Here is a 20,757-nt window from a genome sequence, read left to right as displayed (position 1 = left end):
GCAATTTATGGGTATATTATTTTTACTTTTTGTTTTCCCTTAAACAGCTGCTTTCATAAAAAATAAATGACAATAAAAGGAGGTGAAGGTATGTTGAAACGAATAGTTCTAGCGTTCTTTGCGATTTTGGGAGGCGTTATCGGTATTTTTCTAATACCGGAATTGTTTGTGTTGTTAAACGCACAGGACATACCTTTAATAACAAACCCGTATACGTCCGCTTGTTTGGGAGCCGTCATCTTTTTTCTGCTGGGCATCTGGTGTGCGGATCATGTGATCAACTGGGTGAAAGGGATTGAGGATTCTCTCATAAAAGCCCCTGTATCAGATTTGCTGTTCGGATCTTTAGGATTAATCTTCGGACTTATGCTAGCTTTTCTAATCGTCAATGTCATCCCGTTAAAAAACATCCCGTATCAGCTGATCAGTACGGTCATCCCGATCGTTCTCGCCGCTTTTCTCGGCTATCTCGGGTTCCGGGTAGGCTTTAAGAAAAAAGATGAGATGCTCACGCTGTTCTCGTCCCGGAAGAAAAAAGGAAATGCTGAAGAAGAGCGGACTGAAGAGGACAAAAAGCTGAAAATTTTAGATACAAGTGTTATTATAGATGGGAGAATTGCTGATATTTGTCAGACCGGATTTCTCGAAGGCGTCATTGTGATTCCGCAGTTTGTGCTGGAAGAGCTCCAGCATATCGCCGACTCTTCTGACGTCCTTAAACGAAACAGGGGACGAAGAGGGCTCGATATTTTAAACCGGATTCAAAAGGAACTGGATATCAAAGTTGAAATCTATGAAGGCGACTTTGAGGATATTCAAGAGGTCGATAGCAAACTGGTCAAGCTTGCTAAGCTGACGTCCGGGGTCGTCGTCACAAACGATTTCAATTTAAACAAAGTATGCGAGCTTCAGAAAGTAGCCGTATTGAACATAAATGATCTGGCCAACGCCGTCAAACCTGTCGTGCTTCCAGGGGAAGAAATGAAAGTGCAGGTAATTAAAGACGGTAAGGAACATAACCAGGGCGTGGCGTATTTGGACGATGGCACAATGATTGTCGTAGAAGAGGGACGGAACTATATCGGCAAACACATTGATGTGCTTGTAACCAGTGTGCTGCAGACAGCGGCCGGCAGAATGATTTTTGCCAAGCCGAAACTGCTGGAAAAGGCGCTTTAAAAAGGGAGACAGAAGATGAATTACGAAGTCGTCATTCCTGCCGCCGGACAAGGCAAACGAATGAATGCCGGAAAAAACAAACTGTTTATCGAGGCAAAAGGACTGCCAGTCATTATTCATACATTAAAGGTGTTTGAAGACCATGACGCCTGCAAAAGGATTATTCTTGTCATCAATGAGCGCGAATTCGGCGAATTTGACAACCTTTTGAAAAAGCATCATTTCAAGACACCGATCGAGATCGTTCCGGGCGGCAAAGAACGCCAGCAAAGCGTTTTTCAAGGCGTTAAAGTTGCCGGAAATGAAGAGATCGTTTTGGTTCATGACGGAGCCAGACCCTTTATTAAACGGGAGCATATCGAACAGCTTGTCATGAAAGCGAAACAAACGGGGGCAGCGATCGTTGCCGTACCCGTAAAAGACACGATAAAACGCGTTCAAGACGAAGAGGTAGCCGGAACGATTGAACGTTCAAGCTTGTGGGCCGCTCAAACCCCACAAGCTTTTCGTCTTTCTATTTTAATGAACGCCCATACCGAAGCTGAAGCAAAAGGCTTTCTCGGGACGGATGACGCGAGTCTAGTCGAGGAAGCCGGAGGCAAGGTCGCCATTATCCATGGGGATTATCAAAACATTAAGCTGACGACCCCTGATGACTTGCTCGTTGCCGAAGCGATATTAGAAGCGGAAAGAAGGAATGAACATGTTTAGAATTGGTCAAGGTTTTGACGTCCATCAGCTCACAGAAGGCAGACCGCTCATTATAGGGGGCGTCACGATTCCTTATGAAAAAGGGCTTCTGGGGCACTCCGACGCTGATGTGCTTTTGCATACGATTGCGGATGCCTGCCTCGGCGCCATTGGCGAAGGAGATATCGGAAAGCATTTTCCCGATACGGATCCGGAATTCAAAGATGCTGATTCATTCAAACTGCTTCAGCATGTATGGGCGCTTGTGAAAGAAAAAGGCTACACGCTTGTGAACCTTGATTGTACAATCATCGCCCAAAAACCAAAAATGGCTCCTTATATCGATGACATGAGAGCCAGAATCGCTGAAGGCTTGGAAGCGGATGTATCGCAAATTAATGTAAAAGCGACAACGACGGAAAAGCTCGGATTTACGGGAAGAGCTGAAGGAATCGCTGCTCAGGCTTCCGTTCTGCTCCAAAAGGCATAATTCATTTTGAAGACCGTTTCATTTGATGATAGAATAAATATAAATTTGAACTCTGATTGAGACGAAAGGAAGTTTGACAGATGGGAAACGAAGTTCGGGTCCGTTATGCGCCGAGCCCTACAGGCCATTTACATATCGGAAATGCAAGAACCGCTCTCTTCAATTATTTATTTGCCCGCAGCCAAGGCGGAAAATTCATTATCCGGATTGAAGACACGGATAAAAAGCGGAATATCGAAGGCGGGGAGCAGAGCCAGCTCAACTACTTGAAGTGGCTCGGCATCGATTGGGATGAAAGCATCGATGTCGGCGGAGAATATGGACCGTACCGTCAATCTGAAAGAAATGACATTTATAAAACATATTATGACGAGCTTCTTGAGAAAGGCCTCGCCTATAAGTGCTATTGTACAGAGGAAGAGCTTGAAAAAGAGCGCGAGGAACAGGCAGCCCGCGGAGAAATGCCTCGCTACTCCGGTAAATGCCGCAACCTGACAAAAGAAGAACAGGAAAAGCTTGAGGCTGAAGGAAGGAAGCCGAGCATCCGCTTTAAAGTCCCTCAAGGGGAAGTCATCACCTTCAAGGATATCGTCAAAGATGAGATTTCATTCGAATCGGACGGAATCGGCGATTTCGTTATCGTTAAAAAAGACGGAACGCCAACCTACAATTTTGCTGTAGCAGTCGATGACTATTTAATGAAAATGACGCATGTGCTTCGCGGGGAAGACCACATCTCAAATACGCCGAAGCAGATTATGATCTACAATGCGTTTGGCTGGGATATCCCGGTTTTTGGACATATGACGCTGATCGTCAACGAAAATCGCAAAAAGCTCAGCAAACGGGATGAATCGATTATTCAGTTTATCGAGCAATATGAAGAGCTCGGCTATTTGCCGGAAGCGCTGTTCAACTTTATCGCGCTGCTCGGATGGTCTCCGGTTGGAGAAGAAGAGCTGTTTACAAAAGAGCAGTTTATCGAGATATTTGATGTGAACCGTTTGTCAAAATCACCTGCTGTGTTTGACGCGCATAAACTGAAATGGGTCAACAACCAGTATGTGAAAAAGCTTGACCTTGATCAGGTCATCGATCTCGCGGTACCTCATTTGCAAAAAGCCGGCAAAGTATCTGAAGAGCTTTCCGAGAGCGAACGCGAATGGGTCTCCAAGCTGATTTCCCTTTACCAGGATCAATTAAGCTACGGTGCTGAAATCGTCGAGTTAACAGAGTTGTTCTTTAAAGAAGAAATCGAGTATAATCGTGAAGCAAGGACTGTTTTAGATGAAGAGCAGGTGCCTGAAGTGCTGAGTGCATTCGCCGAAAAGCTCGAACAGCTCGAGGAATTCACCGCAGATCAGATTAAAGCATCGATCAAAGCAGTTCAAAAAGAAACGGGGCATAAGGGGAAAAAACTGTTTATGCCGATCCGCGTTGCGACAACCGGACAGACACACGGTCCGGAGCTGCCGCAATCCATTGAATTATTAGGAAAAGATACCGTATTAAAACGTCTCAGTACATTGATCAATAAGTAAAATCGTTGACAGGGAGAAGTATAAAGCCAGCGGCCTTTAAAGAGAGAGTCTTCATCGGCTGGAAAAGACTTAAGCGCCGGGCTTTAGAAATGCACCTCTTGAGACCTTTGAAGAACGTTCGCGAAACAAGTATTCAAAGGCGGTATCCGCCGTTATGGATTCGAGTTTGAGAAAACAGATCCGCTGTTTTCTAAACAGAGTGGAACCGCGTGTAAAAAGCGTCTCTGTCATCAGACAGAGGCGTTTTTTTATACGCAAAACAGATAACAGCAGAAAGCAGGAAGCGGGGAACGGGGGGAAATCGTGTGTTCTTTAAAATGCTGAAAGAAGATGTAGATGTCGTATTTGAACAAGATCCGGCTGCGAGAAGCTACATCGAAGTCATATTAACATATTCGGGGTTACATGCTATATGGGCGCATCGAATTGCACATGCTTTATATAAGAGAAAAAGGTTTTTCATTGCCAGAGCGATCTCTCAAATTGCCCGCTTCTTCACCGGGATTGAAATTCATCCGGGAGCCAAGATCGGCAGGCGCTTTTTTATCGATCACGGGATGGGGGTCGTGATCGGCGAAACGTGTGAGATCGGAAATAATGTGACGGTCTTTCAGGGCGTTACGCTCGGAGGAACAGGGAAAGAAAAAGGGAAACGGCATCCGACAATAGAGGATGATGCCATGATTTCAACGGGAGCTAAGGTGCTTGGTTCGATTACGATCGGAAGAGGCTCAAAGATCGGCGCCGGTTCGGTCGTCCTGCACGATGTGCCTGAATGCTCCACCGTTGTCGGCATTCCCGGACGCGTCGTAGTGCAAAACGGAAAGAAAATTAGACGCGACCTGAACCATCAGGATTTGCCGGATCCGGTTGCCGACCGCTTCAAAGAATTAGAGAACGAAATCAGGCAGCTGAAACAGGAGCTTTTAGAGAAAAGAAAGGGAAGATGAGTTGTGACCATTACACTTTATAATACGCTGACAAGAAAAAAAGAGCCGTTTGTGCCTCTTGAAGAAGGCAAGGTCAAAATGTATGTGTGCGGCCCGACCGTATATAATTACATTCACATTGGAAACGCAAGGCCGGCCATCGTATATGATACGGTCAGAAAATATTTGGAGTACAAAGGCTACGATGTTCACTACGTTTCAAACTTTACCGACGTGGATGACAAACTGATCAAATCGGCAAATGAGCTCGGAGAAGAAGTGCCGGTCATCGCTGAACGGTTTATCAAGGCTTATTTTGAGGATGTCGGTGCGCTCGGCTGCTCAAAAGCCGACTGCCATCCGCGGGTAACCGAAAACATGGACGACATCATCGAGTTTATCCAGACGCTCATTGATAAAGGCTATGCCTATGAAGCGGACGGTGATGTTTACTATAAAACAAGGTCGTTCAAAGACTACGGCAAACTATCGCATCAGTCGATCGACGAATTGAGATCCGGCGCGCGGATTCAGGTGGGCGAGAAAAAAGAAGATGCCCTCGATTTCGCTTTATGGAAAGCGGCGAAAGAGAACGAAATCTTCTGGGATAGCCCTTGGGGCAAAGGCCGTCCGGGCTGGCACATCGAATGCTCCGCCATGGCGAAAAAATATTTGGGGGATTCGATCGATATCCATGCAGGCGGCCAGGATTTGACCTTCCCGCACCACGAAAACGAAATTGCCCAGTCTGAAGCTTTAACCGGCAAACTGTTTGCGAAATATTGGCTTCATAACGGCTACATCAATATTGACAATGAGAAAATGTCAAAATCGCTCGGGAATTTTGTGCTTGTGCATGACATCATTAAAGAGCACGATCCGCAAGTGCTGCGGTTTTTCATGCTCTCCGTTCACTACAGGCATCCGATCAACTATTCAGCCGAACTTCTCGAAAATACAAAAAATGCTTTTGGCCGATTAAAAACGGCTTATAGCAATTTGCAGCATCGCCTGAAAAGCAGTACAAATTTAACAGAGGGCGATTCCGAATGGCTTAAGAAAATCGAGGAGCAGAGGGAAGCTTTCGTTGCGGCAATGGACGATGACTTCAACACCGCGAATGCGATTTCTGTCCTGTTTGATCTTGCTAAGCACGCCAATTATTATTTGCAGGAAAAGAACACCGCTGAACATGTGATTCAAGCGTTCATTCAAATGTTTGACGAGATCTGCTCCGTTCTCGGATTCTCTCTTCAGGAGCAGGAATTGCTTGACAAGGATATCGAAGAGCTTATTGAAAAGAGAAACAAAGCCCGCAGAAACAGAGACTTCGCTACGTCTGATCAAATACGCGATCAGCTCAAAAGCATGAACATCATTTTGGAGGATACTCCTCAAGGAACCCGCTGGAAAAGAGGAGAATCGTAAACATGAATTTGGAAGCCGTTAAAGACGCCAAACAATTAAACGGTTTGGCGCTTGCTTACATGGGTGATGCCGTTTTGGAAATCTACGTCAGGCATCACCTGTTAAAGCAAGGTATGACAAAGCCCAATGATCTCCACAAGCACTCGAGCCGCTATGTTTCGGCAAAAGCGCAGGCGAGCATGCTGTTTGCCCTTGAAGAGCAGGATTTTTTCACAGAAGAAGAAAAGGCCGTGCTCAGAAGAGGGAGAAATGCAAAATCCGGAACAGTGCCTAAAAACACGGATGTCCAAACATACCGTTACAGCACTGCTTTCGAAGCCGTTATTGGATATCTTTTTCTTGAGAAAAAAGAAGCGAGACTTGAAGAGCTCATAAAAAAAGCGTTGGAAAAACGGGACGGCAGGGAGGAAGTCAAATGAGCCAGCAGCACGATTACGTCATAGGGAAAAACGCGGTAATTGAAACGTTAAAATCCGGCCGTGAACTGTACAAGTTATGGATGGCGGAAAACACGGTGAAGGGACAGGCACAGCAGGTCGTTGAGCTCGCCGCGAAAAAAGGAATCACGATTCATTATGTCCCCCGCAAAAAGCTCGATCAAATGGTTTCCGGCCAGCATCAAGGCGTCGTCGCTCAAGTCGCGGCTTATGAATACGCCGAGCTGGATGATCTTTTTCAAAAGGCCGAGGACAGAAATGAGCAGCCGTTTTTCATCGTTTTAGATGAAATCGAAGACCCGCATAATCTCGGATCGATCATGCGTACGGCTGACGCGGTCGGCGCGCACGGGATCATCATTCCAAAAAGGCGTGCCGTCGGCCTTACGACAACCGTCGCCAAAGCCTCGACAGGAGCGATCGAACATATACCGGTCGTGAAGGTGACGAACCTTTCGCGGACATTGGAAGAATTGAAAGAACGGGGCATTTGGATCGTCGGCACCGATGCGTCGGGAAAGCAGGATTACAGGTCGCTTGACGGAAACATGCCGCTCGCGCTTGTGATCGGAAGCGAAGGCAAAGGTATGGGAAGGCTTGTCAAGGAAACATGCGATTTCCTCATTCGCCTTCCGATGGCGGGAAAAGTCACGTCCCTGAACGCTTCGGTTGCAGCGGGACTGTTGATGTACGAAGTGTACCGGAAACGAAGCCCCTTGGGAGAATAGAAAAGGATGGATATCCTTTTAGTCGACGGTTATAACATGATTGGGGCGTGGCCTCAGCTGAAGGATCTGAAAGCGAACAGCTTCGAAGAAGCAAGGGACCTTTTGATTCAAAAAATGGCGGAATATCAAGCTTACACCGGTTTTCGGGTGATTGTCGTATTCGATGCGCATCTCGTGAAAGGAATCGAGAAGAAAAGGATCAATCACCGTGTAGAGGTGATTTTTACGAGGGAGAATGAGACGGCTGACGAGCGGATTGAAAAACTGGCGTCAGACTTGAACAACATTCAGACGCAAATCCATGTTGCCACATCCGATTATACCGAGCAGTGGGCGATCTTTGGACAGGGAGCGCTGCGCAAATCTGCGAGGGAGCTGCTGAGGGAAGTTGAAGCGATCGAAAGAAAAATCGAAAAACGCGTTAAAAAAATTACCACGGAGCGTCCCGTCGGAAAAATCCCTTTATCTGAAGATGTTTTGAAAATATTTGAAAAATGGCGGCGCGGTGATTTGGAGTAGGTTGACGCTTTTTTGCCCATTACTGTATAATATTTCTATCTACGTGCGGTCGGGGGGATCGGAGTGAACTTAGGAAACAACCAGGGAAAATTCAGCAAAGAACAGTTCAGCAAAGAACGGTTTTGCCAGTTGGAAGACGAGCAGGTCATTGAAATGGTTCATGTCGGAGACAGTGATGCGTTAGATTACTTGATTACAAAGTACCGGAACTTTGTAAGGGCAAAAGCGAGATCCTACTTTTTAATAGGGGCCGATCGGGAGGACATCGTTCAGGAAGGATTGATCGGGCTCTACAAATCTATCCGTGATTTTAGAGAGGACAAGCTGACTTCGTTTAAAGCTTTTGCCGAATTGTGCATTACCCGCCAGATTATTACCGCTATCAAAACAGCTACTCGCCAGAAACACATTCCGCTAAATTCTTATGTGTCGCTGGACAAGCCTATTTATGACGAAGAATCGGACAGGACGCTCCTCGACGTTATTTCGGGAGCTAAAGTAATGAATCCTGAGGAACTGATTATCAACCAGGAAGAATTTGATGACATCGAGCTGAAAATGGGTGAATTGCTCAGCGATTTGGAAAGAAAAGTTCTTGCACTCTATCTCGACGGAAGATCCTATCAGGAAATATCCGAAGAATTAAACCGCCATGTAAAATCAATTGATAATGCGCTCCAGCGCGTCAAAAGGAAGCTCGAGAAATACCTGGAGCTCCGCGAAATCAGCTTGTAGGGAAACCTGCGGCATATTGACAGTGATTTTGGGACTGTGATATCTTACTAAAGAAATGATTGTCCAGAAAAAGGTGTAAACATGAAGAAAAAAATCACGCTGGCCTGTAAAAATTGCGGGAACCGTAATTATACGACAATGAAAAGCTCCGCAGCTTTGGCTGAACGGCTCGAAGTAAAGAAATACTGCAATAACTGCAATTCTCATACAGTACATCTGGAAACAAAATAGGGTTTTTTGTTTTTAGGTTGTGGAGGTTTCTTACCATGGGTATTATGAAATTCTTTAAGAACGTCGGAAAAGAAATGAAGAAGGTCACGTGGCCAAAAGGAAAAGAATTAACGAGCTATACGGTCACCGTTATTACCACCGTTATCTTTTTCGTCATCTTTTTTGCACTGATCGATTCAGGAATTACTCAATTAATTCGTTTAATAGTTGAATAATGATCAGCATAACGTGTTATAATAGATCTTAATATGACTTGCCAAAAAACCCGTTCGACGGGTTTTTTCATTGTTTCAAAATATGAGGCTCGTATAAAAGAAGTGTCAGTTTCCCGGTACGGCCAATAAACATTAAGGTGTGGGGAGGGAAGGACTTAAAAGGGTCCTGAATGAGAATGGAAAAGAAATGGTATGTTGTGCATACGTACTCCGGCTACGAAAACAAGGTGAAAGCGAATTTGGAAAAACGGGTCGAGTCGATGGGGATGCAGGATAAAATCTTCCGCGTCGTCGTGCCTGAAGAAGAAGAAACAGATATTAAAAACGGCAAGAAGAAAGTTGTTAAAAAGAAGGTCTTCCCTGGCTATGTTCTTGTCGAGCTTGTCATGACGGACGACTCCTGGTATGTCGTGCGAAATACGCCGGGCGTGACGGGATTTGTCGGTTCTGCCGGATCAGGCTCAAAGCCGACGGCTCTGCTTCCGGGCGAAGTCGAAAAAATTCTGAAGCGGATGGGTCTTGAAGAACGCAAAACGGAAATCGACTTTGAACTGAAGGAAACCGTGAAGGTGATCGACGGACCGTTTGCCGATTTCACGGGCACGATCGAGGAAATCGACCATGATAAAAACAAAGTCAAGGTATTCGTTAACATGTTCGGGAGAGAGACCCCTGTTGAACTTGAATTTACTCAAGTTGACAAATTGTAATGGAAAAGCGCTTGAAATCACTATATAAAAGTGGTAATATACAAAGGTGCGTCTTGGCAAAAAGGCCAAGTCGGCTAGCTTGATATTTTTTCATCATTCATATAAAGAATGAGACCTTGAGTGGGAGGGTTCACCCTATTACCACATCACGGACTTAAGGAGGTGTGTCTCGTGGCTAAAAAAGTAGTTAAAGTTGTAAAATTGCAAATTCCTGCTGGGAAAGCAAATCCAGCTCCGCCAGTTGGTCCTGCATTAGGTCAAGCCGGTGTTAACATCATGGGATTCTGTAAGGAGTTTAACGCTCGTACATCTGACCAGGCTGGTCTTATCATTCCTGTAGAAATTTCGGTTTACGAAGACCGTTCATTTACATTTATTACAAAAACTCCGCCTGCTGCTGTATTGCTTAAAAAAGCGGCTGGAATTGAGTCAGGTTCTGGTGAGCCTAACCGTAATAAAGTCGCAACCGTTAAACGCGATAAAGTACGTGAAATCGCCGAAACAAAAATGCCTGACTTGAATGCGGCAGATGTTGAAGCGGCTATGCGTATGGTTGAAGGAACTGCCCGCAGTATGGGTATTGTGATCGAAGACTAATTTGTTTCTTTGTGGGTTGCGAGTTTGGATCAGACAAGTTCGCAACCCTTATTCGTGGGAGGTTATTTCCGCTAAAACCACTAAGGAGGAAATTTTGAAATGGCTAAAAAAGGTAAAAAGTACGTTGAAGCTGCCAAGCTTGTAGAGCGTACAAAAGCTTACGATGTAAACGAAGCGATCGAGCTCGTAAAAAAAACAAACACAGCTAAATTCGATGCCACAGTTGAAGCGGCATTCCGTTTAGGTGTTGACCCTCGTAAAAACGACCAGCAAATCCGCGGTGCAGTTGTTCTTCCGAACGGAACGGGTAAAACTCAGCGCGTCCTTGTTTTCGCTAAAGGAGAAAAAGCGAAAGAAGCAGAAGCTGCTGGTGCAGATTATGTAGGTGATGTTGATTACATCAACAAAATCCAGCAAGGCTGGTTCGATTTCGATGTAATCGTTGCAACACCTGACATGATGGGTGAAGTCGGTAAAATCGGCCGCGTGCTCGGACCAAAAGGTCTTATGCCAAACCCTAAAACAGGAACGGTTACATTTGAAGTTGAAAAAGCAGTAAACGAAATCAAAGCGGGTAAAGTTGAATACCGCGTTGATAAAGCCGGAAACATTCATGTTCCGATCGGTAAAGTGTCATTCGAAGACGAGAAACTTGTTGAAAACTTCGCGACAATGTATGACACAATCTTAAAAGCAAAACCTGCTGCTGCTAAAGGTGTATACGTGAAGAACGTTTCCGTTACATCTACAATGGGACCTGGAATCAAAGTGGACCCTTCAACTTTCAACGTAAAATAATATTGACTTAGCTTGATACGTTCTGATATAATTCAAAGCGTTGTAAAATAAAATATGTCCATTTATACCGTAGACAGTAGGTGCCTTCAGAGGCTTAATTTCCTACCGAGGTGTATATATATCACAGCTTTTACGCTACGTATGCTTGTATATACAGCCTCCATGTCGAATGGAGGCTTTTTATATGGAATCTGTCGTTAAAGAACGTGATCACCGAACGGTATAAGTGTTACACAAGAATCTACAGGAGGTGTAACCATGAGCAGCGCAATCGAAACAAAAAAAGTTGTTGTTGAAGAAATTACTTCTAAACTGAAAGAAAGTAAATCAACGATCATCGTTGACTATCGCGGTCTTAACGTAGCTGAAGTAACAGAACTTCGCAAACAGCTTCGCGAAGCTGGCGTTGAGTTCAAAGTTTACAAAAACACGATGACTCGCCGTGCGGTAGAACAAGCTGAGCTTGATGGTTTAAACGAGTTCTTAACTGGACCGAATGCGATCGCATTCAGCACAGAAGATGTTGTCGCTCCGGCAAAAGTTCTTAACGAGTTTGCCAAAAAGAACGAAGCTCTTGAAATCAAAGCCGGCGTTATCGAAGGCAAAGTTTCTACTGTTGAAGAAGTGAAAGCTCTTGCTGAACTTCCATCACGCGAAGGCTTGCTTTCTATGTTGCTTAGCGTACTTCAAGCTCCAGTTCGCAACCTTGCTCTTGCTGCAAAAGCTGTGGCAGATCAGAAGGAAGAACAAGGCGCTTAATCTTACCAGTCTTTAAAAATTAAAACAAATGGAGGAATTACAAATGGCTTTAAATATCGAAGAAATCATTGCTTCCGTTAAAGAAGCAACTGTTCTTGAGTTGAACGAATTAGTAAAAGCAATCGAAGAAGAATTTGGCGTAACTGCTGCTGCTCCTGTAGCTGTAGCTGGCGGAGCTGCTGCCGGCGGAGCTGCTGAAGAGAAAACTGAATTTGATCTTATCCTTGCTGGTGCAGGAGACCAAAAGATCAAAGTTATCAAAGTTGTTCGTGAAATCACTGGTCTTGGCTTGAAAGAAGCTAAAGAACTTGTTGACAACACTCCAAAACCTCTTAAAGAAGGTATTGCGAAAGAAGAAGCTGAAGAGCTTAAAGCTAAACTTGAAGAAGTTGGCGCTTCTGTAGAAGTTAAGTAATCTTCGCCTAATCTTTTAGGAGAAAGCTCGCTGTTAAAAGCGGGCTTTTTCTTTGCTAAATAAATGAGTTCTTTCCGCATAAGATAACCCATCTTGTCTCAAGATATCTGGAGAGTTCACCAACTGAGGAGGTTCTGGGATGACTGACCATTATTATTCGGAGAAACCTTCAGCAAAAAGCAGCAGAAAAACGTGGGCATTCCAATTAAGAAACCGGACGTTTACATTTATCAGCGACAGCGGAGTCTTTTCAAAAAATGAAGTGGACTTCGGTTCCAGACTGCTGATCGAAGCTTTCCGTGAACCTGATCAAGACGGTGATTTTTTGGATGTGGGCTGCGGCTACGGTCCGATCGGCATTTCGCTTGCTGCTGATTTCAAAGATCGAATGGTTCATATGATCGATGTTAATGAAAGGGCTGTAGAACTTTCAAAGGAAAATGCGTTAAATAATCAGATTGAAAATGTTACGGTATATCAAAGTGATCTGTTTTCCAACGTCGAACCTGCAAAACAATTCGCTTCCATTATCACCAATCCCCCCATACGAGCCGGGAAAAAAACGGTACACGCCATTTTTGAAAAAAGCGCTGAACATTTAAGGCCTTCAGGTGATTTGTGGGTCGTCATTCAGAAAAAGCAGGGCGGTCCTTCCGCTATTGAAAAATTAAAACAGCTTTTTGCGGACGTTGAAGTCGTCCAAAAAAAGAAAGGGTATTATATCATAAAAGCAAAAAAAGTTTGACTCGGATTTTCAGCTATGTTAACATTATAAAATGCCAATGTATATATTTTGCTTGCCGCTTTTAAGAAACGCCTAGACCTGTATAAAATATACATTTTTGGGAACGCTAATAAAATCGGTATTTTGTTTTTGGATGTGGTTTTCTAATTAGAAACCCTTTTTTCTTTTGTCTTGTAAAAGTATTTCTTACATATATGGGGAAGAAATGCTTGTTACACATATATTACGCATGATTTGAGGGGTGAATCAGTTGACAGGTCAACTAGTTCAGTATGGACGACACCGCCAGCGCAGAAGCTATGCACGCATTAGCGAAGTGTTAGAATTACCAAATCTCATTGAAATTCAAACCTCTTCTTATCAGTGGTTTCTTGATGAGGGTCTTAGAGAGATGTTTCAAGACATATCGCCAATTGAGGATTTCACTGGTAACCTCTCTCTGGAATTTATTGATTACAGCTTGGGTGAGCCTAAGTATCCGGTAGAAGAATCAAAAGAGCGCGATGTGACTTACTCAGCGCCGCTGCGAGTCAAAGTCCGCTTGATCAACAAAGAGACCGGCGAGGTTAAGGACCAGGAAGTCTTTATGGGCGATTTCCCTATCATGACTGACACCGGAACCTTTATTATCAACGGTGCGGAGCGCGTCATCGTATCTCAGCTCGTTCGTTCTCCAAGTGTATATTACAGTGGTAAAGTAGACAAAAACGGTAAAAAAGGTTTTACCGCGACTGTCATTCCAAACCGTGGCGCATGGTTAGAATACGAGACTGATGCGAAAGATGTTGTGTATGTCCGCATTGATCGCACACGTAAGTTGCCGGTTACGGTTCTTTTGCGTGCTCTTGGCTTCGGATCTGATCAGGAAATCATCGATCTGATCGGTGAAAACGAGTACTTGCGCAACACGCTTGATAAAGATAATACAGAAAACACCGACAAAGCGCTTCTTGAAATCTACGAGCGCCTTCGCCCTGGAGAGCCGCCGACGGTTGAAAATGCGAAAAGCTTACTTGATTCAAGATTCTTTGATCCGAAAAGATATGACCTTGCAAGTGTAGGACGCTACAAAATTAATAAAAAGCTTCACATCAAAAACCGTCTTTTCAATCAGCGGCTTGCTGAAACGCTCGTAGATCCTGAAACGGGTGAAATCCTTGCTGAAAAAGGAACGATTTTGGACAGAAGAACACTCGACAAAGTGCTGCCGTACCTGGAAAACGGAATCGGCTTTAAAAAGCTGTACCCGAACGGCGGAGTAGTCGAAGATGAAGTGACGCTTCAATCCATTAAAATCTTCGCTCCGAATGACCCTGAAGGGGAGCAGACGATCAATGTTCTCGGAAACGCTTATATCGAGGAAGGCGTTAAAAACATTACACCTTCTGACATTATCGCATCCATCAGCTATTTCTTTAACCTGCTTCACGGAGTAGGCGATACAGATGATATCGACCATCTGGGAAACCGCCGCCTTCGTTCAGTAGGCGAGCTTCTGCAAAACCAATTCAGAATCGGTTTAAGCAGAATGGAGCGCGTTGTTCGTGAAAGAATGTCCATTCAGGATACAAATACGATCACGCCTCAGCAGCTGATTAATATTCGCCCTGTCATCGCTTCAATCAAAGAGTTTTTCGGAAGCTCACAGCTTTCTCAATTCATGGATCAGACGAATCCGCTCGCTGAGCTGACGCATAAACGCCGTTTATCAGCGCTCGGACCTGGTGGTTTGACGCGTGAACGCGCCGGAATGGAAGTGCGTGACGTTCACTACTCCCACTATGGCCGGATGTGTCCGATTGAAACGCCTGAGGGCCCGAACATCGGATTGATCAACTCGCTTTCTACATTTGCGAAAGTGAACCGGTTCGGCTTTATTGAAACGCCTTACCGCCGCGTTGATCCTGAGACTGGAAAAGTAACGCCGAGAATCGACTATTTAACGGCTGATGAAGAAGACAACTATGTTGTGGCACAGGCGAACGCCCGCCTGAATGAAGACGGATCATTTGTTGACGACAGCATCGTTGCCCGCTTCAGAGGGGAGAACACCGTCGTTTCGAAAGACCGCGTTGACTACATGGACGTTTCGCCTAAACAGGTTGTTTCTGCCGCGACTGCATGTATTCCTTTCTTGGAAAACGATGACTCAAACCGCGCCTTGATGGGAGCGAACATGCAGCGTCAGGCTGTTCCGCTTATGCAGCCTGAATCGCCGATCGTCGGAACCGGAATGGAATATGTATCTGCGAAAGATTCCGGCGCCGCTGTTATTTGCCGCCACCCGGGAATCGTCGAACGTGTTGAAGCGAAAAACATCTGGGTGCGCCGCTATGAAGAAGTAGACGGACAAAAAGTAAAAGGAAACCTTGATAAATACAGCTTGCTGAAGTTCGTCCGTTCCAACCAGGGAACGTGCTACAACCAGCGTCCGATCGTAAGCGTCGGAGATGAAGTTGAAAAAGGTGAAATTTTGGCTGACGGTCCATCTATGGAAAAAGGGGAACTTGCCCTCGGACGCAACGTCATGGTCGGCTTCATGACATGGGATGGCTACAACTATGAGGATGCCATCATCATGAGCGAACGCCTTGTAAAAGACGATGTTTATACGTCTATCCATATTGAAGAATACGAATCAGAAGCCCGGGATACAAAGCTCGGACCTGAAGAAATCACCCGTGATATTCCAAACGTCGGTGAGGATGCTCTCCGCAACCTGGATGAGCGCGGAATTATCCGCGTCGGTGCCGAAGTAAAAGACGGAGACCTGCTCGTAGGAAAAGTAACGCCAAAAGGGGTTACAGAGCTTACGGCAGAAGAACGCCTGCTTCACGCCATCTTCGGAGAAAAAGCGCGCGAAGTCCGCGATACGTCACTCCGCGTTCCGCACGGAGGCGGCGGTATCATTCTTGACGTAAAAGTCTTCAACCGCGAAGACGGAGACGAACTGCCTCCTGGCGTCAACCAGCTTGTCCGCGTATACATTGTTCAGAAGCGTAAAATCTCTGAAGGGGACAAAATGGCCGGACGTCACGGTAACAAAGGTGTTATTTCGAAGATTCTTCCTGAAGAAGATATGCCGTATCTTCCTGACGGAACACCGATCGACATCATGTTGAACCCGCTGGGCGTTCCATCGCGGATGAACATCGGTCAGGTATTGGAGCTTCACCTTGGTATGGCTGCACGCCGCCTTGGCCTGCATGTCGCATCACCGGTATTTGACGGAGCCCGCGAAGAAGACGTGTGGGAAACGCTTGAAGAAGCCGGCATGTCAAGAGACGCGAAAACCGTCCTTTACGACGGCCGTACCGGAGAACCATTTGATAACAGGGTTTCCGTGGGTATCATGTACATGATCAAGCTTGCCCACATGGTTGATGACAAACTCCATGCCCGTTCAACCGGTCCTTATTCACTCGTTACCCAACAGCCTCTCGGAGGTAAAGCGCAGTTCGGCGGACAGCGTTTCGGTGAGATGGAAGTATGGGCGCTTGAAGCTTACGGTGCAGCATACACGCTTCAAGAGATCCTTACCGTTAAATCCGATGATGTCGTGGGCCGTGTGAAAACATACGAAGCGATCGTTAAAGGCGACAATGTTCCAGAACCGGGTGTTCCGGAATCGTTCAAAGTATTGATTAAAGAACTTCAAAGCTTGGGTATGGACGTCAAAATCCTGTCAAGCGATGAAGAAGAAATCGAAATGAGAGACTTGGAAGACGATGAAGATGCAAAACAAAACGAAGGCCTTTCATTAACAAATGATGAAGAAACCGAAGAGTTTGTTTCTGCTGACATAGAACGTGATGTCGTCACGAAAGAATAAACGAAATTATTTACGCAAGTGACATGGGTATAACCCGAAGATTGAAAGGGAGGTAGGCCCCTTGCTGGATGTGAACAATTTTGAGTATATGAACATCGGTCTCGCTTCACCTGACAAAATCCGTTCATGGTCTTACGGAGAAGTGAAAAAGCCTGAAACAATCAACTATCGTACTTTGAAACCTGAAAAAGATGGTCTGTTCTGCGAGCGCATTTTCGGTCCCCAAAAGGACTGGGAATGCCATTGCGGAAAGTACAAGCGGGTTCGTTATAAAGGCGTTGTTTGTGACCGTTGTGGAGTTGAAGTAACCCGGGCTAAAGTCCGTCGTGAGAGAATGGGGCATATCGAACTGGCTGCCCCGGTTTCTCACATCTGGTATTTTAAAGGAATCCCAAGCCGCATGGGTCTTGTGCTGGATATGTCTCCGCGCGCATTGGAAGAAGTCATCTACTTTGCTTCTTATGTCGTAACAGACCCGGCAAACACGCCGCTTGAGAAAAAACAGCTTCTTTCTGAAAAAGAATATCGTGCATACCTCGATAAATACGGCAATAAGTTTCAAGCTTCAATGGGAGCTGAAGCAATTCACAAGCTCCTTCAGGATATCGACCTCGAAAAAGAAGTCGATATGCTTAAAGAAGAGCTGAAAACGTCTCAAGGACAGCGCCGCACCCGTGCGATCAAGCGCCTTGAAGTGTTGGAGGCTTTCCGTAATTCCGGAAACAAACCATCTTGGATGATCCTTGATGTTCTTCCGGTTATTCCTCCTGAGCTGAGACCAATGGTGCAGCTTGACGGCGGACGTTTTGCGACTTCCGATCTGAACGATTTGTACCGCCGTGTTATCAACCGCAACAATCGTTTAAAACGTCTTCTGGATCTTGGAGCGCCTAGCATCATCGTTCAAAACGAGAAGCGCATGCTTCAGGAAGCCGTTGACGCATTAATCGATAACGGACGCAGAGGCCGTCCTGTTACCGGTCCGGGGAACAGACCGTTAAAATCCCTTTCTCACATGCTGAAAGGTAAACAAGGCCGTTTCCGTCAAAACCTTCTCGGTAAACGTGTTGACTACTCAGGCCGTTCGGTTATCGTCGTAGGTCCGAACCTGAAAATGTATCAATGCGGACTGCCGAAAGAAATGGCTTTGGAACTGTTCAAGCCTTTCGTAATGAAAGAGCTTGTTGAAAAGGGCCTTGCCCATAACATTAAGAGTGCGAAGCGCAAAATCGAGCGCGTTCAGCCTGAAGTCTGGGATGTTCTTGAGTCAGTCATCAAGGAGCACCCGGTTCTTCTCAACCGTGCACCTACGCTTCACAGACTTGGGATTCAGGCGTTTGAACCAACGCTTGTTGAAGGCCGTGCCATCCGTCTTCACCCTCTTGTATGTACAGCGTACAACGCTGACTTTGACGGTGACCAAATGGCGGTCCACGTTCCTTTATCAGCAGAGGCGCAAGCTGAAGCCCGCATCCTTATGCTTGCTGCGCAAAACATCCTGAACCCGAAAGACGGAAAACCGGTTGTTACGCCGTCTCAGGATATGGTGCTTGGAAACTACTACCTCACGCTTGAACGCCCTGGCGCTGTCGGCGAAGGCATGATTTTCAAAGATACGGATGAAGCGCTGCTTGCTTACCAAAACGGATATGTTCATTTGCATACGAGAGTGGCCGTTGCGGTCAACTCGCTGAAAAATGAAACATTCACTGAAGAACAGCGTTCAAAACTTTTGATCACGACAGTCGGAAAGCTGATCTTCAACGAGATTCTTCCGCCGTCGTTCCCATACATTAATGAACCGACGAAGAGCAACATTGAGGAAAAAACGCCTGAGCGCTTCTTCCTTGATTACGGCGCCGATGTAAAAGAGGCAATCCGCAATCAGGAAATCAACGCGCCGTTCAAAAAAGGCATATTGGGTAAAATCATTGCGGAGATCTTCAAAAGATTCCACATTACCGAAACGTCCAAAATGCTTGACCGCATGAAAAACCTCGGCTTTAAATATTCAACAAAAGCCGGAATTACGGTCGGTGTTTCCGATATCGTCGTTTTGGATGACAAACAGGAAATCCTTGAAGAAGCCCAAGGAAAAGTCGACAACGTCATGAAGCAGTTCAGACGCGGTCTGATTACGGAAGAAGAGCGTTATGAACGCGTCATCTCCATCTGGAGCGCGGCTAAGGATACGATCCAAGGCAAGCTGATGAAGTCCTTGGATGAAATCAACCCGATCTACATGATGAGTGACTCTGGAGCCCGGGGTAACGCCTCGAACTTTACGCAGCTTGCGGGAATGCGCGGACTGATGGCCAACCCGGCCGGACGGATTATCGAGCTCCCGATCAAATCAAGCTTCCGCGAAGGCTTAACAGTATTGGAGTACTTTATCTCCACTCACGGTGCGCGTAAAGGTCTTGCTGATACAGCCCTTAAGACAGCTGACTCAGGTTACTTAACGCGACGTCTCGTAGACGTTGCCCAAGACGTCATCATCCGTGAGACGGATTGCGGTACTGACCGCGGTATCCTTGCGAAAGCCATCACGGAAGGTACAGAAGTAATCGAGCGTCTTGAAGAGCGCCTCATCGGCCGCTTTGCGAGAAAGCCTGTCAAACATCCTGAAACAGGGGAAATCCTTGTGAAGGAAAACGAGCTGATCGACGAAGACAAAGCAATGGAAATCGTTGAAGCAGGCATTGAAGAAGTGTGGATCCGTTCCGCATTTACATGTAATACGTCACACGGGGTATGTAAACGATGCTACGGCCGCAACCTTGCGACAGGAACCGATGTTGAAGTCGGTGAAGCAGTCGGAATCATCGCTGCCCAATCCATCGGTGAGCCGGGTACACAGCTTACAATGCGTACCTTCCATACGGGCGGTGTTGCCGGAGACGATATTACACAAGGTTTGCCGCGTATTCAGGAATTGTTTGAAGCGCGTAACCCTAAAGGTCAGGCGACGATCTCCGAAATTGACGGTGTCGTAGCCGAAATTAATGAAGTCCGTGACAAGCAGCAGGAAATTGTGGTGCAGGGCGAAGTTGAAACCCGTTCATACACGGCGCCTTACAATGCACGCCTGAAAGTAACCGAAGGCGAGAAGATTTCCCGCGGCCAAGTCCTGACAGAAGGTTCGGTTGACCCGAAAGAGCTTCTGAAAGTAACGGATATCACGACGGTTCAGGAATATCTTCTGCACGAGGTGCAAAAGGTTTACCGTATGCAGGGGGTTGAAATCGGGGATAAACACGTCGAAGTTATGGTTCGCCAAATGCTTCGCAAAGTTCGTGTCATCGATGCCGGCGACACAGAAGTGCTGCCTGGTACATTGCTCGATATTCACCAGTTTACCCAAGCGAACAAAAAAGTGTTGCTTGAAGGAAAACGACCTGCGACAGGACGTCCTGTACTGCTCGGTATCACCAAAGCATCGCTTGAAACGGATTCCTTCCTGTCCGCCGCATCATTCCAGGAAACAACACGCGTCCTGACAGATGCAGCGATCAAAGGAAAACGCGATGAACTTCTCGGCCTGAAAGAGAATGTTATCATCGGTAAACTTGTTCCGGCTGGAACGGGTATGCTGAACTACCGCAAAGTAAAGCCGGTTTTACAAGTTGAATCTTCAGAAGAAATGGTTCCGGCAGAATAGATTTAAAATATCCTAAAGAAGGATGTCACTAAAAATTGTCATACTGTGTTGACATCCTTCTTTCAGGATGATAATATAACCAAGGTGCTCAATTTAAACCTGTTACTTTGGAGGATGT

General features: G+C 45.9%; 19 protein-coding genes, 1 pseudogene and 2 other annotated features. All 20 genes and pseudogenes read left to right on the top strand.

All coding sequences use genetic code 11. The annotated features are described in order from the left end of the window. Positions 1-90 precede the first annotated feature (90 nt). The 20 genes and pseudogenes from V7126_RS16110 to rpoC all read left to right on the top strand — a co-directional run bounded on the left by V7126_RS16110 (position 91) and on the right by rpoC (position 20,639). On the top strand, positions 91-1,179 hold the full coding sequence (locus V7126_RS16110) for a PIN/TRAM domain-containing protein (RefSeq protein WP_046128831.1): 1,089 nt from the start codon (positions 91-93) through the stop codon (positions 1,177-1,179). A gap of 15 nt (positions 1,180-1,194) precedes the next feature. Continuing rightward, on the top strand, positions 1,195-1,890 hold the full coding sequence (ispD, locus tag V7126_RS16105; protein ID WP_175077142.1) for a 2-C-methyl-D-erythritol 4-phosphate cytidylyltransferase: 696 nt from the start codon (positions 1,195-1,197) through the stop codon (positions 1,888-1,890). Continuing rightward, on the top strand, positions 1,883-2,359 hold the full coding sequence (gene ispF, locus V7126_RS16100; protein ID WP_046128833.1) for a 2-C-methyl-D-erythritol 2,4-cyclodiphosphate synthase: 477 nt from the start codon (positions 1,883-1,885) through the stop codon (positions 2,357-2,359). The genes ispD and ispF overlap by 8 nt, the downstream gene beginning before the upstream one ends. An 80-nt stretch (positions 2,360-2,439) precedes the next feature. Beyond that, positions 2,440-3,900 carry a glutamate--tRNA ligase gene (gltX, locus tag V7126_RS16095; RefSeq protein ID WP_175077143.1) on the top strand — a complete coding sequence of 487 codons (1,461 nt, stop codon included), beginning with the start codon at positions 2,440-2,442 and terminating at the stop codon, positions 3,898-3,900. Beyond that, positions 3,897-4,129, top strand: a binding site (T-box leader). It overlaps the preceding gene by 4 nt. A gap of 76 nt (positions 4,130-4,205) precedes the next feature. Beyond that, positions 4,206-4,850: a serine O-acetyltransferase gene (gene cysE, locus V7126_RS16090; RefSeq protein ID WP_046128835.1), complete on the top strand. Its 645-nt coding sequence runs from the start codon at positions 4,206-4,208 to the stop codon at positions 4,848-4,850. 3 nt (positions 4,851-4,853) lie between these two features. Next, a complete protein-coding gene (gene cysS, locus V7126_RS16085; RefSeq protein WP_175077144.1) occupies positions 4,854-6,257 on the top strand; it encodes a cysteine--tRNA ligase in 1,404 nt (467 codons plus the stop codon). A gap of 2 nt (positions 6,258-6,259) precedes the next feature. After that, a pseudogene (locus V7126_RS16080) lies at positions 6,260-6,719 on the top strand (Mini-ribonuclease 3). Beyond that, a complete protein-coding gene (rlmB, locus tag V7126_RS16075) occupies positions 6,673-7,422 on the top strand; it encodes a 23S rRNA (guanosine(2251)-2'-O)-methyltransferase RlmB (protein WP_046128838.1) in 750 nt (249 codons plus the stop codon). Before V7126_RS16080 ends, rlmB begins: the two are co-directional and overlap by 47 nt. A gap of 6 nt (positions 7,423-7,428) precedes the next feature. Then, complete coding sequence (gene rae1, locus V7126_RS16070) at positions 7,429-7,941, top strand: ribosome-dependent mRNA decay endonuclease Rae1/YacP (RefSeq protein WP_046128839.1); 513 nt, start codon at positions 7,429-7,431, stop codon at positions 7,939-7,941. Between the two features lie 63 nt (positions 7,942-8,004). After that, positions 8,005-8,676 (top strand): RNA polymerase sporulation sigma factor SigH, encoded by a 672-nt coding sequence (gene sigH, locus V7126_RS16065; RefSeq protein WP_046128840.1) that lies wholly within the window; start codon positions 8,005-8,007, stop codon positions 8,674-8,676. 81 nt (positions 8,677-8,757) lie between these two features. After that, a complete protein-coding gene (rpmG, locus tag V7126_RS16060; RefSeq protein WP_006640304.1) occupies positions 8,758-8,907 on the top strand; it encodes a 50S ribosomal protein L33 in 150 nt (49 codons plus the stop codon). A 35-nt stretch (positions 8,908-8,942) separates the two neighbouring features. Continuing rightward, on the top strand, positions 8,943-9,122 hold the full coding sequence (gene secE, locus V7126_RS16055; RefSeq protein WP_046128841.1) for a preprotein translocase subunit SecE: 180 nt from the start codon (positions 8,943-8,945) through the stop codon (positions 9,120-9,122). A gap of 176 nt (positions 9,123-9,298) precedes the next feature. Next, positions 9,299-9,832: a transcription termination/antitermination protein NusG gene (gene nusG, locus V7126_RS16050; RefSeq protein ID WP_046128842.1), complete on the top strand. Its 534-nt coding sequence runs from the start codon at positions 9,299-9,301 to the stop codon at positions 9,830-9,832. A gap of 171 nt (positions 9,833-10,003) precedes the next feature. Continuing rightward, the gene (rplK, locus tag V7126_RS16045; protein ID WP_003178300.1) at positions 10,004-10,429 is read left to right on the top strand and encodes a 50S ribosomal protein L11; all 426 of its coding nucleotides are present in this window, start codon (positions 10,004-10,006) and stop codon (positions 10,427-10,429) included. A gap of 99 nt (positions 10,430-10,528) precedes the next feature. Then, on the top strand, positions 10,529-11,227 hold the full coding sequence (gene rplA, locus V7126_RS16040; RefSeq protein WP_046128843.1) for a 50S ribosomal protein L1: 699 nt from the start codon (positions 10,529-10,531) through the stop codon (positions 11,225-11,227). 49 nt (positions 11,228-11,276) lie between these two features. Beyond that, positions 11,277-11,419 (top strand) — a sequence feature (ribosomal protein L10 leader region). 66 nt (positions 11,420-11,485) lie between these two features. Next, positions 11,486-11,986: a 50S ribosomal protein L10 gene (rplJ, locus tag V7126_RS16035; RefSeq protein WP_046128844.1), complete on the top strand. Its 501-nt coding sequence runs from the start codon at positions 11,486-11,488 to the stop codon at positions 11,984-11,986. Between the two features lie 43 nt (positions 11,987-12,029). Next, entirely contained in the window at positions 12,030-12,401 is a 372-nt protein-coding gene (gene rplL, locus V7126_RS16030; RefSeq protein WP_046128845.1) for a 50S ribosomal protein L7/L12, read from the top strand. Positions 12,402-12,540: 139 nt separating this feature from the next. After that, positions 12,541-13,146 (top strand): class I SAM-dependent methyltransferase, encoded by a 606-nt coding sequence (locus V7126_RS16025; protein WP_046128846.1) that lies wholly within the window; start codon positions 12,541-12,543, stop codon positions 13,144-13,146. A gap of 250 nt (positions 13,147-13,396) precedes the next feature. Beyond that, on the top strand, positions 13,397-16,978 hold the full coding sequence (rpoB, locus tag V7126_RS16020; RefSeq protein WP_046128847.1) for a DNA-directed RNA polymerase subunit beta: 3,582 nt from the start codon (positions 13,397-13,399) through the stop codon (positions 16,976-16,978). Between the two features lie 61 nt (positions 16,979-17,039). Then, the gene (gene rpoC, locus V7126_RS16015) at positions 17,040-20,639 is read left to right on the top strand and encodes a DNA-directed RNA polymerase subunit beta' (protein WP_046128848.1); all 3,600 of its coding nucleotides are present in this window, start codon (positions 17,040-17,042) and stop codon (positions 20,637-20,639) included. The last annotated feature ends 118 nt before the right edge of the window (positions 20,640-20,757 follow it).

This window comes from Bacillus sp. JJ675, assembly GCF_036963165.1.
In the GTDB taxonomy this organism is placed as follows: domain Bacteria; phylum Bacillota; class Bacilli; order Bacillales; family Bacillaceae; genus Bacillus; species Bacillus glycinifermentans.
This window is presented reverse-complemented; position numbering and strand designations above follow the sequence as displayed.

What these genes read in the sequence shown, in the direction of transcription:
- V7126_RS16110 (WP_046128831.1), top strand. Translation starts at nt 91, where the DNA reads ATGTTGAAACGAATAGTTCTAGCGTTCTTTGCGATTTTGGGAGGCGTT.
- ispD (WP_175077142.1), top strand. Translation starts at nt 1,195, where the DNA reads ATGAATTACGAAGTCGTCATTCCTGCCGCCGGACAAGGCAAACGAATG.
- ispF (WP_046128833.1), top strand. Translation starts at nt 1,883, where the DNA reads ATGTTTAGAATTGGTCAAGGTTTTGACGTCCATCAGCTCACAGAAGGC.
- gltX (WP_175077143.1), top strand. Translation starts at nt 2,440, where the DNA reads ATGGGAAACGAAGTTCGGGTCCGTTATGCGCCGAGCCCTACAGGCCAT.
- rlmB (WP_046128838.1), top strand. Translation starts at nt 6,673, where the DNA reads ATGAGCCAGCAGCACGATTACGTCATAGGGAAAAACGCGGTAATTGAA.
- rae1 (WP_046128839.1), top strand. Translation starts at nt 7,429, where the DNA reads ATGGATATCCTTTTAGTCGACGGTTATAACATGATTGGGGCGTGGCCT.
- rpmG (WP_006640304.1), top strand. Translation starts at nt 8,758, where the DNA reads ATGAAGAAAAAAATCACGCTGGCCTGTAAAAATTGCGGGAACCGTAAT.
- secE (WP_046128841.1), top strand. Translation starts at nt 8,943, where the DNA reads ATGGGTATTATGAAATTCTTTAAGAACGTCGGAAAAGAAATGAAGAAG.
- nusG (WP_046128842.1), top strand. Translation starts at nt 9,299, where the DNA reads ATGGAAAAGAAATGGTATGTTGTGCATACGTACTCCGGCTACGAAAAC.
- rplA (WP_046128843.1), top strand. Translation starts at nt 10,529, where the DNA reads ATGGCTAAAAAAGGTAAAAAGTACGTTGAAGCTGCCAAGCTTGTAGAG.
- rplJ (WP_046128844.1), top strand. Translation starts at nt 11,486, where the DNA reads ATGAGCAGCGCAATCGAAACAAAAAAAGTTGTTGTTGAAGAAATTACT.
- rplL (WP_046128845.1), top strand. Translation starts at nt 12,030, where the DNA reads ATGGCTTTAAATATCGAAGAAATCATTGCTTCCGTTAAAGAAGCAACT.
- V7126_RS16025 (WP_046128846.1), top strand. Translation starts at nt 12,541, where the DNA reads ATGACTGACCATTATTATTCGGAGAAACCTTCAGCAAAAAGCAGCAGA.